Origin of the sequence: Moorena sp. SIO3H5, assembly GCF_010692395.1 — a bacterium.
GTDB lineage: Bacteria > Cyanobacteriota > Cyanobacteriia > Cyanobacteriales > Coleofasciculaceae > Moorena.
This window is the reverse complement of the sequence record NZ_JAAHHS010000010.1, coordinates 1-12,925: the sequence shown is the minus strand read 5'-3', so window position 1 is coordinate 12,925 and position 12,925 is coordinate 1. Positions and strand designations below refer to the sequence as shown.

General features: G+C 43.8%; 14 protein-coding genes and 1 tRNA gene. 11 read left to right on the top strand and 4 right to left on the bottom strand.

The window, feature by feature from the left end:
- Positions 1-48: 48 nt before the first annotated feature.
- On the top strand, positions 49-375 hold the full coding sequence (locus F6K52_RS02565) for an element excision factor XisI family protein (protein WP_293073611.1): 327 nt from the start codon (positions 49-51) through the stop codon (positions 373-375).
- Between the two features lie 7 nt (positions 376-382).
- Positions 383-1,723, top strand: a complete 1,341-nt coding sequence (locus F6K52_RS02560) for an FAD-binding oxidoreductase (protein WP_293073608.1) — start codon at positions 383-385, stop codon at positions 1,721-1,723.
- A 20-nt stretch (positions 1,724-1,743) separates the two neighbouring features.
- Here the strand turns inward: F6K52_RS02560 and F6K52_RS02555 are convergent.
- A tRNA-Val gene (locus F6K52_RS02555) sits at positions 1,744-1,817 on the bottom strand.
- Between the two features lie 300 nt (positions 1,818-2,117).
- Here F6K52_RS02555 and F6K52_RS02550 point away from each other — a divergent pair.
- From F6K52_RS02550 to F6K52_RS02540, 3 genes are all read left to right on the top strand, one after another.
- Complete coding sequence (locus tag F6K52_RS02550; protein ID WP_293073605.1) at positions 2,118-2,621, top strand: DNA recombination-mediator protein A; 504 nt, start codon at positions 2,118-2,120, stop codon at positions 2,619-2,621.
- Positions 2,622-2,664: 43 nt separating this feature from the next.
- Positions 2,665-3,075 (top strand): MAPEG family protein, encoded by a 411-nt coding sequence (locus F6K52_RS02545; protein ID WP_293073602.1) that lies wholly within the window; start codon positions 2,665-2,667, stop codon positions 3,073-3,075.
- Between the two features lie 240 nt (positions 3,076-3,315).
- Complete coding sequence (locus F6K52_RS02540) at positions 3,316-3,807, top strand: YajQ family cyclic di-GMP-binding protein (protein WP_293073599.1); 492 nt, start codon at positions 3,316-3,318, stop codon at positions 3,805-3,807.
- Between the two features lie 225 nt (positions 3,808-4,032).
- Here the strand turns inward: F6K52_RS02540 and hemL are convergent, their stop codons facing one another.
- Entirely contained in the window at positions 4,033-5,340 is a 1,308-nt protein-coding gene (gene hemL / locus F6K52_RS02535; RefSeq protein ID WP_293073597.1) for a glutamate-1-semialdehyde 2,1-aminomutase, read from the bottom strand.
- 305 nt (positions 5,341-5,645) lie between these two features.
- Between hemL and hisIE the strand changes: the two genes are divergently transcribed.
- The 3 genes from hisIE (at position 5,646) to F6K52_RS02520 (ending at position 7,532) form a co-directional block, all read left to right on the top strand.
- Positions 5,646-6,296 carry a bifunctional phosphoribosyl-AMP cyclohydrolase/phosphoribosyl-ATP diphosphatase HisIE gene (gene hisIE, locus F6K52_RS02530; RefSeq protein ID WP_293073594.1) on the top strand — a complete coding sequence of 217 codons (651 nt, stop codon included), beginning with the start codon at positions 5,646-5,648 and terminating at the stop codon, positions 6,294-6,296.
- Positions 6,297-6,435: 139 nt separating this feature from the next.
- A complete protein-coding gene (locus tag F6K52_RS02525; protein ID WP_293073591.1) occupies positions 6,436-7,329 on the top strand; it encodes a DUF4351 domain-containing protein in 894 nt (297 codons plus the stop codon).
- A gap of 71 nt (positions 7,330-7,400) precedes the next feature.
- Positions 7,401-7,532, top strand: coding sequence for a hypothetical protein (locus F6K52_RS02520; protein WP_293073588.1), 132 nt, complete (start codon positions 7,401-7,403; stop codon positions 7,530-7,532).
- A 61-nt stretch (positions 7,533-7,593) separates the two neighbouring features.
- Here F6K52_RS02520 and F6K52_RS02515 read toward each other — a convergent pair whose 3' ends face one another.
- Complete coding sequence (locus F6K52_RS02515) at positions 7,594-8,379, bottom strand: SDR family NAD(P)-dependent oxidoreductase (RefSeq protein WP_293073585.1); 786 nt, start codon at positions 8,377-8,379, stop codon at positions 7,594-7,596.
- Positions 8,380-8,406: 27 nt separating this feature from the next.
- Positions 8,407-9,387 carry an SDR family NAD(P)-dependent oxidoreductase gene (locus tag F6K52_RS02510; RefSeq protein WP_293073582.1) on the bottom strand — a complete coding sequence of 327 codons (981 nt, stop codon included), beginning with the start codon at positions 9,385-9,387 and terminating at the stop codon, positions 8,407-8,409.
- 157 nt (positions 9,388-9,544) lie between these two features.
- Between F6K52_RS02510 and F6K52_RS02505 the strand changes: the two genes are divergently transcribed.
- The 3 genes from F6K52_RS02505 to F6K52_RS02495 form a co-directional block, all read left to right on the top strand.
- Positions 9,545-10,987, top strand: a complete 1,443-nt coding sequence (locus F6K52_RS02505; RefSeq protein ID WP_293073579.1) for an NAD(P)/FAD-dependent oxidoreductase — start codon at positions 9,545-9,547, stop codon at positions 10,985-10,987.
- Positions 10,988-11,058: 71 nt separating this feature from the next.
- Positions 11,059-11,928 carry a DUF4351 domain-containing protein gene (locus tag F6K52_RS02500; protein ID WP_293073576.1) on the top strand — a complete coding sequence of 290 codons (870 nt, stop codon included), beginning with the start codon at positions 11,059-11,061 and terminating at the stop codon, positions 11,926-11,928.
- A gap of 149 nt (positions 11,929-12,077) precedes the next feature.
- The coding region (locus F6K52_RS02495) for a DUF4351 domain-containing protein (RefSeq protein ID WP_293073573.1) at positions 12,078-12,925 on the top strand (848 nt) is incomplete at its 3' end.

Genomic DNA, 12,925 nt, shown 5'->3' with positions numbered 1-12,925 from the left:
TTCTTACTATATATCCTTAGGTGGTGGTACTTTTATGCGGATTTTACTATGGAGCGCTCACTAAGCTATGCAGATATTCTGAAAAAAACCCTACAAGAGGCAACTCGTGCCCAACCTCGCTTACAAGCAATTAAGCTTTATCCTGTTTGCGATCGCGATTCCGGTCATTTTCTGATTCTGGCTACAGGCTGGGATAAGCAACGCTGGATCAACTCCATTCTGTTTCATGCTCGCTTAGTCGATAGCCAAGTCATGATTGAAGAAGATAACTTCGAGGAAGGGTTAACCTCTGCTCTGATTGCCGCAGGTATCCCAGTAGAAGATATTATTTGTCAATGGGTTTCAATCCCTGCACCTACTTCCCAGACCTCCTGAACCTCAGATGACAACCTCCCAAGCTATTGACTGGAATTCCCTAGCGTCGGAACTTACCGGAATAGAAATTATTGATGACCCGACCAAAGTCGCTAAATTATCCCTAGACTACTACCACTTCAGTCCAGTACTGCAATCCCAGCTGAAGGATAAACGGGGGAATATGGTAGTTCGTCCCACTACGGTGGCGGAAGTTCTGGAAATAGCTAGGGTTTGCGTTAAGTACAAAGCTCCCCTAACGGTAAGAGGCTCAGGCACTGGTAATTATGGTCAGTGTATCCCCCTCAACGGTGGTCTGATTCTCGATACTACCCGCATGAATCAGATTAACTGGATTAAACCGGGTTTAGCTTCTGTTCAGCCAGGGGTGAAGCTAGCCGCCTTTGACAAAGAAGCTCATAAAATTGGCTGGGAATTGCGCATGGCTCCCTCTACCTATCGCACTGCTAGCATTGGTGGATTTATTGGTGGCGGCAGTGGCGGCATTGGTTCCATTACTTATGGAGCATTACGCGATCGCGGAAATCTTAATGCTGTCCAAGTCGTCACCCTCGAAGACCAGCCCCGTGTGATCGAATTACGGTCAGATCAGGTGCAGAAGGTGAATCACGCCTATGGCACCAATGGCATTATCACCGAATTAGAAATACCCCTAGGGCCAGTCTATCCTTGGGCTGAAGTGATAGTAGTCTTTGATGACTTTATGACTGCTGCTAGATTTGGTCAAGCCTTAGGTGATGCCGATGGCTTGATTAAGAAACTGATTAGCATTCACGCTTGGCCAATTCCATCCTACTTTGCTGCTCTCAGCAACTACCTTCCGGAAGCTAAGCACTGTGCCTTGCTGATGATCGCGGAATCTTCCCTAGAGCCATTCCAGGATTTAGTTCGGGAGTATGGTGGAGAGGTTACTTACCAGAAGACTGCCCTAGAAGCCAGTAAAGGAGTGAGCCTAGCAGAGTTCACCTGGAATCATACCACCTTACACGCCCGTAGTGTTGATCCCAGCCTCACCTATTTACAAACCTCATTTGTGAATCTGGAGCAGGTGGAGCATATGTATGAGCACTTTGGGGATGAAGTGATCATGCATTTAGAATTTATGCGAGCAGCAGGACAACTTATACCAGTGGGACTACAAATCCTTCGGTATAGTTCTGAGGAGCGTTTAAATGAGATTATTCGCTATCACGAAGAGTATGGCGCTATGATTTCTAATCCCCACACCTACATCCTAGAAGATGGGGGTATGAAAACCGTTGATATGGAACAGTTGCGGTTTAAGGAAATAGTTGATCCCTATGGATTGATGAATCCCGGTAAAATGCGAGCCTGGGAGCATCGGTAGAGTAAGGGGTTAAAGAAATATGGACACAACTGGATTCGAACCAGTGACCCCCACGATGTCAACGTGGTGCTCTAACCAACTGAGCTATGCGTCCAAACCATTCATTATGATAGCACATATTTAGAATATAGCAATTTTATTTAAACCCTATAGCAAAGGGAGCAGGCAGCAGGGAGCAGGCAGCAGGGAGCAGGCAGCAGGGAGCAGGCAGCAGGGAGCAAAAGATGTCCTAAGCTTTGCTTCGACTGCTATAGCAATTCTCAGGAACGTTTGAGGGAAATTGCCTATTGCCTATTCCCTATTGCCTTTCCTTGAAATTCTTTTGAAGGAGGACATGAGGGATGAGTTCTGCTAAAATGTCCTGGTCGTTCAGCCTTTACCAACATCTTTATCTTTGAGTCAACCAATAGAAACCGCAAGTATCGATACATTAGCCAAGGAACTCGCAGCCATACAGCAAACTGGTTCTAAGCGAATTGCCTTGTTGGGGTCACGTCACGTTCCTATCACCCATCAGAATCTAATTGAGATGATGAGCTATGCCTTAGTGCAAGCGGGTAATCGTCTGATTACCTCTGGTGCGACCGGAACCAACTTAGCTGCCATTCGAGGTGCTATGCGAGCCGATCCGTCCTTGCTAACGGTAATTTTGCCCCAAAGTCTTCAGCGACAGCCACTGGAATCCCGAAAATACTTGGAGAAGGTAATGCATTTGGTGGAAAACCCCCAAAATGATACCTTGTCTCTCGCTGAAGCTAGTGCCTTGTGTAATGCCGAAATTGTTGCGAGGTGTCAGCAGTTAATTTGTTTCGCATTCCATGATAGCCGTACCCTCCTCAACACCTGTAAGGAGGCGGAACAGCTAAACAAGGTTGTTACTCTGTTCTATTTTGATTAGTTGTGATTAATTGTGATTAATTTTGATTAGTGTGAGCTAGACTATGCATCTATCCGGTTCGGGAATTTTACTTTACTGTATTGTGGGGGCAACGGTTTTAATCTATCTACCATTTCTGGTAGTTGGCTACAGCCGCTTCAAACTAGGCTATGACCAAAGTGCTCCTCGCGCCATGTTTGATCAGCTACCGCCCTATGCCCAACGAGCAACTTGGGCACATCAGAACTCCTTTGAAACCTTTATTATATTTAGCGCAGCCGCTTTGATGGCCTATGTTACGGGTCAGAATTCAACTCTCGCCATCGGGTGTGCGATCGCATTTGTAATTGCCCGAGTCTTCTACTCGCTGTTTTACATTCTCGATATTCCCTTGGGGCGATCGCTGATGTTTGCCATCGGCTCTCTTTCGAGTGGTACTCTGTTTGTTCTGAGTCTAAGCAGCGTTAGTGGCTAGACGAGATCAAGTCCACATGCTTCGAGCCTTGATAGTTTTAGTTATTGGTCATTTGTCTTGAGAGCCACCAGGTTGAGCCACCTCCCCAAGACTATGGGCTTATCCAATACTGATGGAACCGGGCTTGATATCAATAGGTTTAAAAATTTTGTATAGGGTGCAACAAATTTCCATTTTGGTTTTAAGCTGTTAGGTAGTGAGTGACCATTGCTCACGGCCTACCGCTGACCGTTATTAATTATGGCTAGTACTTATTCTTTTGATATTGTTAGTGACTTTGATCGACAAGAGTTGGTCAATGCTGTGGATCAAACTATTCGTGAAATCAAAAGTCGTTACGACCTCAAAGATACAAAAACCACTGTCGAATTAGGAGAAGAATCTATCACCATCAATACTGATAGTGAATTTACCCTAGATGCTGTGCATACTGTTCTTCGTACCAAAGCTGCGAAACGGGAACTTTCGCAAAAAATCTTCGAATATGGTAAAATAGAATCAGCTAGTGGTAATCGTGTTCGCCAAGAAATCACCCTAAAAAAAGGCATCAGCCAAGAATATAGTAAAAAAATCACCAAATTGATTCGAGATGAATTTAAAAAAGTGCAAGCCTCGATTCAAGGTGATTCAGTTAGAGTAACTAGCAAATCTAAGGATGACTTACAAAATATCATCCAGCGGTTGAAGCAAGAAGATTTGCCAGTTGCTTTGCAATTTACTAACTATCGTTGAGTAAGTTATCAGCCGTCAGCCCTCAGCTGTCAGTGGTCAGCCGTCAGCCGTCAGCTTATTTTATTCAAAAGTCAAGTGGGGTGGCACAGGCTTCTAGCCTGTGATGTTACCCATAAGCTAACTGAGAGCTGAGAGCTCAGAGCTCAGAGCTGATAACTGAGAGCTGAGAGCTGAATGCTGTTCGCGTAGCGTGCGCGTAGCGCTTAAGCTGATACCTCTAGACTACTATGCTTTGATACTAGAGATGACTTCCTTCGCTGCTGCTAATGTGCGGTCAATATCGTCCTCGGTGTGAGCTAGGGAGGTAAATCCTGCTTCAAATTGTGAGGGGGCTAGGTAGATTCCACGCTCTAACATGCCCCGATGGAAAGCAGTGAATTTGGATGAATCAGAGGTTTTGGCATCATCGAAGTTGTGAACAGGAACACCAGTAAAGAACATGCCAAACATAGCGCTGATGTAACCACCAGTAGTTGCATGACCAGCATCTTTAGCAATTTGCAGCAGTCCCTCGGAGAGCTTTTTAGTAATAGTCTCTAGCTGTTCATAGGTACCCGGTTTCTTGAGTAACTCCAGGGTTTTAATGCCTGCTGTCATGGCTAGAGGATTCCCAGAAAGGGTTCCGGCTTGATACATTGGCCCTGCTGGTGCCACCATGGACATGATATCCTTTCGTCCGCCATAGGCTCCCACGGGCAAACCACCACCGATAATTTTACCTAGGGTAGTCAGGTCAGGAGTGATGCCAAATTTCTCTTGAGCACCACCGTAGGCAATCCGGAAGCCAGTCATCACTTCATCAAACACCAGTAGAGCGCCATGCTTTTGAGTCAGTTCCCGCAAGCCTTCAAGAAAACCAGGCACAGGAGTGATGAAACCAGAATTCCCCACCACAGGTTCTAGGATCACCCCACCAATCTCATTGGGATATTGCTCAAATAAAGCTTTAACTTCCTCCAGGTTGTTATAGGTAGCGGTTAACGTATTAGCAGTGGCAGACTTAGGAACACCAGGGGAATCCGGTAAACCTAGAGTAGCCACTCCAGAACCAGCTTGTACCAGCAGCATATCGGCGTGACCATGGTAGCAGCCGGAAAATTTGATAATTTTGTCCCGTCCTGTGAAGGCACGCATCAGGCGCAGCACTGCCATACAGGCTTCGGTGCCAGAATTAACAAACCGCACCATTTCAATACTAGGAACGGCCTCAATCACCATTTCTGCTAGCACATTCTCTAGAGCCGAGGGAGCCCCAAAACTGGTACCCTTGTCTAGAGCCTGGTGCAATGCCTTAATAACTTCCGGATGAGCATGACCGCAAATGGCTGGTCCCCAGGTACCTACATAGTCAATGTACTGGTTGCCATCTACATCCCAGATGTATGCTCCTTCAACTCGGTCAAATACAATCGGTTCTCCCCCCACTGATTTAAAGGCTCTGACTGGGGAGCTTACCCCTCCTGGCATTAGGTCTTTGGCGGCGCTGAAAATTTCTTGTGATTTGGTGGTTTTAAACGAGGTGGTAGTAACCAAAATAGTCTCCTTATATCAATAGTGTACGGGTTAGTTGAAAATAAGGTAAAAAACTCTAACCCCATTACCCCCCTTAAACAGGACAACAGGGAACTTCGGAATCAGGGAACTTCGGCTTAGGAGCAATACTGGACAAGAGATTATTATCCTATGGAGACTGATCCGTTTTCACTTTGTAAAGAAAGAATGCAGATTTACTGATCACTATTTACTGATCAATTGGATTCCAGGGGTGGTATCTTGTAGGGTGTATCTCATTAAAGCTGTTTGACCCGCTGGGTGTTTCAATCCGTTGCCCTAAAACTATGTCAGCATCTGAACCGACTTCCATTAGCCAAGCTATACCAGTTGACCAAATTCGCTACAACGATCAAGGACTAGTGCCAGCCATTGTCCAAGATTATCTAGATGGTACGATATTAATGATGGCTTGGATGAATCGGGAGTCATTGCAAAAAACCCTCGATACAGGAGAAACCTGGTTTTGGAGTCGCTCTCGTCAGGAATTGTGGCACAAGGGTGCTACATCTGGGCATTTACAAAGGATAAAATCTATCTGCTACGATTGTGACAGTGATGCTTTACTGGTGACGGCGGAACAAATTGGTGATCTTGCCTGCCATACCGGTGAGCGTAGCTGTTTCCATCTAGTGGAGGGTAAGAAAGTAGCCCCTCCAGCAGATACCTTGTCTCAGTTGTTTGAAATAATTTGCGATCGCCGTGACCATCCAGTAGAAGGGTCTTATACCTGTAAATTGTTTAAGGGTGGAGATAATAAGATTCTTAAAAAAATTGGGGAAGAAGCTGCAGAAGTGGTAATGGCGTGTAAGGATGATGACCCGGATGCGATCGCATCTGAAGTAGCGGACTTGCTCTACCACAGTCTAGTGGCTATGGCTTACCATCAGGTTGATGTACGGGATGTTTATCGCAAATTGCAACAGCGCCGTCGATAGTGTTGGTGATTGAGAAAAAGGGAATTGGTAATTGGAGCAGATTTTGCTCACAGGGGGAAGCCAAAAGCATAATCGCGTACGCTTTTTTTAACCAAATCCTGTAAACTGGCCCAGGTACTGTTAACCATACATAACTACCTTGGCTTACGATAATATATGTAAATATCTCGCCGAAAACTACCCAGCTGATTTGGTCAGGTGGCTTCATGGTATTGATGTGACTGAAATATCAGTGCTCAAAACTGAGTTAAATACCGAACCGATTCACGCGGATTCCTTAACACTGCTGCAAACGGCTAATCAAATTTTGCAGTGGGAATTTCAAACCCTGCCAGCTTCCAAGCCATCCCTACCATTGCGGATGCTAAAGTATTGGGTCAGACTAAGAGAAAAGTATAACTGTCCTGTTGAACAGGTCGTGATATTTCTGAAGTTCACCACCTCATCTAAAGTTTATACTAACCAGTTGCTGGAGAGTAACACTAGCCATCGCTATCGAGTAATCAGGATGTGGGAGCAAGACCCTGAGCTATTTTTGGCAAATCCCGCCTTATTGCCCTTTGCCACTCTGGCATTCAGTGAGTCTCCTAAACAATTATTAGAGCAAGTGGCGGCAGAAGTGGATAGGATTGAAGAACCACTAGCTTTTACTAACATATCCGCTTGTACCCAGTTACTAGCTGGTTTGCGGTTCGACCAACGGTTGATCACAGAATTATTTCCGGAGGACGTGATGCAAGAGTCTGTAATTTATCAGAAGATAATTCAAAAAGGACATAAACTCGGTTTACTTGAAGGAAAACGGGAAGGTTTACTCGAAGGAAAACGTGAAGGTTTACTCGAAGGAAAACAAGAGGAAGGTTACTCAATAGTTATACGTCAACTGATCCGTCGGTTTAGGAGTGTTGACGACCAGCTACAACAGGGGATTAAAAAGCTTTCTGTTGCTCAATTGGAGGAGTTGAGTGAGGCGCTGTTGGATTTTGAGACCATCACAGATTTAACGGTATGGTTGGCATCCCATCAGCAATAAACCGGATGCGTACACATCAAAGCTCAGTGCCATGCTCCCACACTTCCTACCCACACTTACTAGGGTAGGAAGTGTGGGCTTCTCGCACCACCCAACCCTTGCTCGTCCCTATTCCCTATTCCCTAAAACACCATTTTTTTCCTGTTCCCTATTCCCTATTCCCTGCTCCCTGCTCCCTAAAAGAAAGTACCTTACCCAATTAAAAAATGGTATAAATCCTATACATTGGCTTTGGTTTCCGGTTGAACCCATTAAAAATCCAGTTTAAAAAATCCAGTTTAATAATTGGGGAAAAAAACGTTTAATAACTGAGATACTTTTTGCCATTCCATCAGGACAAACTTCAGGTTTATTATCAATAATTGCTTGAATTGTTTGCCCTATAACCTTAGCCGGATCAGTTATTATATAGTCCGGCAACTCCTGATTTTCTTTAGCAAGGGTTCCATACTGTTCGCACTGGAGAATGGGAGTACGGCTGTAAAAGGGATAAACAGCTGTAACCTTGACGTTATAAATTTTAACTTCATTTAAAAGTCCTTCGCTGAATCCTCGCAACCCGAATTTACTAGCAGAATAATGAGCCATGCCAGCGGGTGCCACCCAGCCAGCAGTAGAGGAAATGTTAACGATGTGACCTTGGCGACGCCTAATCATATCGGCGGCAAATAGAGAACTTAATCGCATTGGTGCCAGCAGATTTACCTGCATCAGCCTTTCCCATGTTTCTGCAGGCACTTCGTCCATGCGACCAAAAAGCCCAATGCCAGCATTGTTGATCAAAATATCGATTTCTATTTCCAGGTCTTTAACCTGGCTATAAAGGGTTTCGCATCCTTCACGTTCAGAAAGATTAATTTCTAAAAGGGCAAGTATATCCCCAGTTTTAACCTTCCGTTGAATAGCTTCGGCACGCTCTTTAAGAATAGTTTCATCAAGATCTGTGAGGATCAAACGGCTACCAGCTTCTAATAATTGTCGAGTCAATTCCTGACCGAATCCACCGGCGGCACCAGTGATTAGTACCACAGCTCCATGGAGATTGCTCATCTAATTGTTCTCAATTTTTGCTATCGGTTAAATTTTAGGAGATTGGAGTATTCCCCATAGTAAGAAAAACCAGGGTAAATTAATGTTAGGTATCAGCGACGCATATTTTATTAATGGTGGCCAAAACATTGGAGCTATAAAACGCAGAGAGCGTAGTGATACCGGACGTAACCCGTCTTTATCGAAGAGATCATAGTGCTCAGCCAGTTCTGCGACAACTCGAACGCGGCCTGTAAAGCTCATTACAGTTGGGTCTGCAGCAAGGGCAGCAATAACGCGCCCCGTTAATAAAGGAGTTTCCCAATTATAGCCTTGAGAGATCAGTCGGCTTTGCTGATTACCTGGTTTATCTTCTGCCATTTGCAAAGCCAAACTGGAAATATGTTCGGTACCAACTATGCCTGGCCAAATCGAAAGGGACGTCACATTATATGGCTTGAGTTCAACAGCCATATCAGCAGCCAGTCGATCACAAGCTGCTTTACCCGCTCCATAGGCAGCACCAAAGATGTAAGACATGCCGCCCCAAGATGAGATGGTGCAAATCAGCCCCTGCTGACGCTGAATCATCAGTCGAGCTGCAAAAATACTGGCAATATAATGGCTGCGGAGACCGACATGATTGACAGCATCCCAAAGATTCTCAGGGCATTCCCAAAATGGTTTTTCGTATCCATCCTTCAATGCCTGCACTCCTGAAAAGGCATTATTGACCAGCAAATCCAGTTGTCCATTCTGCTCGTCTTGAATCCGTTCAAAGAGTAAGCGCACTTGTTGGTCGTCGCTATGATCTACCATTACCGGAATACAAATCCCACCAGCATCTTGCACAGCTAATTGGGTTTCCCTAAGACTACCGGAAACTCCCTCTGTGATATTGGAACTGTCGAGACTACGACCAGTAATATATACCGTAGCACCGGCCTCGCCAAGGCCAATCGCAATTCCTTTACCAATACCACGGCTGGCACCCGTGACTAAGGTTATTTTACCTTCAAGGCTTCCCATAATTGCTTTTTTGAATATTGAAGTTAATATATATTACCATTAGAGTGAAATTTTATGGGTTATATTTTATCTATACATCAATTAGTTTTAAATATCAGTATTAAATTAAATAACAAAACAAATAATTGCCATTAACTATCCTCTTAACATCGAAAAAATGCAAGTAATTATTATCGGTGCCGGTATGTCTGGTATCTGCATGGCTATTAAACTTAAAAAAGCCAAAATAAATTTTGTTATACTAGAAAAATCCTCTGGACTTGGAGGGACTTGGCGGGATAATAACTACCCAGGATGTGCCTGTGATATTCCCGCTCATTTATATTGTTACTCTTTTGAGATGAAACATGATTGGAACCAAGTTTATCCCTCTCAGCCAGAGATATTGAAATACTTAGAACACTGCACACGTAAATACAATATTTATCCCCATATCCGTTTTAATCAAGAGGTTATTAACGCCCATTTCAATGCCCAAAATTGCCTCTGGTATGTTGAAACAGCTGAGAATAAAACTATAACAGCTAACATACTGATTAGTGCCTGGGGAGGTTTAAATTTACCCAAACTACCGAATTTGGCTAGCTTGGAAACCTTCAAAGGAGTCTCGTTTCACTCAGCTAGATGGAACCACAGTTTTGATTTAACTGATAAAACGGTGGCAGTTGTAGGAACTGCCGCCAGTGCAGTTCAATTTATCCCAGAAGTTGCCAAAAAAGTAAAACAACTATTCATTTTTCAAAGAACTCCTAACTGGATTACTAACCGAGACGATAGTACTTATTCAGCCCAGATGCAATGGTTTTTTAAGAAGTTCCCTATTCTGATGCAACTGCACCGGGGATTACTATACTTACGTAATGACTTAATCAGTTTTCCTCTATTCACTACTGGAAGTTTTATTAGTAAGTACTTACGAAAACAATTGGAAAAACGCATACACCAAGAAATTGATGACTCCCGAGTACGGGATGCGGTGATGCCTAGCTACCAACCAGGTTGTAAACGAATTTTAATTAATAACGATTTTTATCAAAGCCTAAATCAAAAAAATGTAGCATTGATTACAGATAAGATAGAAAGCATAACTAGTGATAGTTTGGTTACCGAACTAGGAAAAGACTATAAAGTTGATGCTATTATCTATGCTACAGGATTTAACTCTTTGTCCTACAAAAAAATAGATATACGTGGTAAAAACAGAGAGACTATAGCGGAGATATGGGGCAACGAACCAGAAGCGTATCTTGGTATTTCTGTTCCCAATTTTCCTAACTTTTTTAGTCTTTTAGGACCGAACACTGGTTTGGGTCATAGCTCGGTAATCTTAATGGTAGAGTGCCAAGTTAATTATATTATTGGCTGCTTGAATAAAATGCTCACAGAAGACTGGAAATCTCTGGAAGTTAAGGAGGAAGCAATGAAACGTTATTATCAGGATTTATGGAAAACTATGGAAAAGAGGGTGTGGACAAAAGAAAACTGTATGAGTTGGTATCAAAATAAAGATGGCAGAGTATTCGCTTTGTGGCCTGGTAATACTATCCAATATTGGTGGGCTACAAGAAAACCAATTTTTGATGACTATATTTCTACCTAGCTTAGTTGCTTAGGTTTTTTTGACCAAATCCTGTAAACTGGGCCAGGTACTGTTAACCACAGATAATTACCTTGGCTTACGATAATATCTGTAAATATCTCGCCGAAAACTACCCAGCTGATTTGGTCAAGTGGCTTCATGATATTGAAGTTACTGAAATATCGGTGCTCAAAACTGAGTTAAATACCGAACCGATTCACGCGGATTCCTTGACGCTGCTGCAAACCCCTAATCAAATATTGCAGTGGGAATTTCAAACTCTACCAGCTTCCAAGCCATCCCTACCATTGCGGATGCTCAAGTATTGGGTCAGACTCAAAGAAAAGTATAACTGTCCCATAGAGCAGGTGGTGATATTTTTGAAATTCACTCGCTCTCAAAAAGTTTATACTAACCAGTTGCTCGATACTAACACCAGCCATCGCTATCGAGTAATCAGAATGTGGGAGCAAGACCCTGAGCTATTTTTGGCCAATCCCGCCTTATTGCCCTTTGCTCCTCTGGCATTGAGTGAGTCCCCGACAAGATTATTAGAGCAAGTGGCGGCAGCAGTAGATAGGATTGAAGAACCACTAGCTTTTAGTAACATATCCGCTTGTACCCAGTTACTAGCTGGTTTGCGGTTTGACCAAAGGTTGATCACAGAATTATTTCCGGAGGACGTGATGCAAGAGTCTGTAATTTATCAGAAGATAATTCAAAAAGGACATAAACTGGGTTTACTCGAAGGAAAACGGGAAGGTTTACTCGAAGGAAGGCAAGAGGAAGGTTACTCAATCGTGATACGTCTGATCACCCGTCGGTTTGGTAGTGTTTCTGAGCAGCTACAACAAGGGATCCAAAAGCTTTCTATAGCTCAATTGGAGGAGTTGAGCGAGGCGCTGTTGGATTTTGAGACAGTCACCGATATAGCTGTGTGGTTGGCATCCCATCAGCAATAAAAAAAGCGATGCTCTCAAAGAGCCCCAATCGCGTTAGCGATTGACCTTGGCCAAAAGGCCACGCTACGCGAATGGTCACGCTACGGGAACGCTTTTTTTGACCAAATCCTGTAAACTGGCCCAGGTACTGTTAACCATAGATAACTACCTTGGCTTACGATAATATCTGTAAATATCTCGCCGAAAACTACCCAGCTGATTTGGTTAGGTGGCTTCATGGTATTGAAGTTACTGAAATATCAGTCCTGAAAACTGAGTTAAATACTGAACCGATTCACGCCGATTCCTTGACCCTGCTGCAAACCCCTAATCAAATATTGCAGTGGGAATTTCAAACCCTACCGATTTCCAAGCCATCTCTACCATTGAGAATGCTCAAGTATTGGGTCAGACTCAAAGAAAAGTATGATTGTCCCATAGAGCAGGTGGTGATATTTCTGAAATTCACTCGCTCTCAAAAAGTTTATACTAATCAGTTGGTCGATACTAACACCAGCCATCGCTATCGAGTAATCAGAATGTGGGAGCAAGACCCTGAGCTATTTTTGGCAAATCCCGCCTTATTGCCCTTTGCTCCTCTGGCATTGAGTGAGTCTCCAACAAGATTATTAGAGCAAGTGGCGGCAGCAGTGGATAGGATTGAAGAACCACTAGCTTTTACTAACATATCCGCTTGTACCCAGTTACTAGCTGGTTTGCGGTTTGACCAAAGGTTGATCACAGAATTATTTCCGGAGGACGTGATGCAAGAGTCTGTAATTTATCAGAAGATCATTCAAAAAGGACATAAACTGGGTTTACTCGAAGGGAAACTTGAAGGAAGGCAAGAGGAAGGGTACTCAATCGTTAGACGTCTGATCACCCGTCGGTTTGGGAGTGTTTCAGACCAGCTACAAGAGGGAATCCAAAACCTTTCTGTTGCTCAATTGGAGGAGTTGAGCGAGGCGCTGTTGGATTTTGAGACAGTCACAGATTTGACAGTCTGGTTGGCTGAGCA

Excerpts from the sequence above, each read along its gene's own strand:
- F6K52_RS02560 (WP_293073608.1), top strand. The coding sequence starts at position 383 with ATGACAACCTCCCAAGCTATTGACTGGAATTCCCTAGCGTCGGAACTT.
- F6K52_RS02505 (WP_293073579.1), top strand. The coding sequence starts at position 9,545 with ATGCAAGTAATTATTATCGGTGCCGGTATGTCTGGTATCTGCATGGCT.
- F6K52_RS02510 (WP_293073582.1), bottom strand. The coding sequence starts at position 9,387 with ATGGGAAGCCTTGAAGGTAAAATAACCTTAGTCACGGGTGCCAGCCGT.
- F6K52_RS02565 (WP_293073611.1), top strand. The coding sequence starts at position 49 with ATGGAGCGCTCACTAAGCTATGCAGATATTCTGAAAAAAACCCTACAA.
- F6K52_RS02540 (WP_293073599.1), top strand. The coding sequence starts at position 3,316 with ATGGCTAGTACTTATTCTTTTGATATTGTTAGTGACTTTGATCGACAA.
- F6K52_RS02545 (WP_293073602.1), top strand. The coding sequence starts at position 2,665 with ATGCATCTATCCGGTTCGGGAATTTTACTTTACTGTATTGTGGGGGCA.
- hisIE (WP_293073594.1), top strand. The coding sequence starts at position 5,646 with ATGTCAGCATCTGAACCGACTTCCATTAGCCAAGCTATACCAGTTGAC.
- F6K52_RS02515 (WP_293073585.1), bottom strand. The coding sequence starts at position 8,379 with ATGAGCAATCTCCATGGAGCTGTGGTACTAATCACTGGTGCCGCCGGT.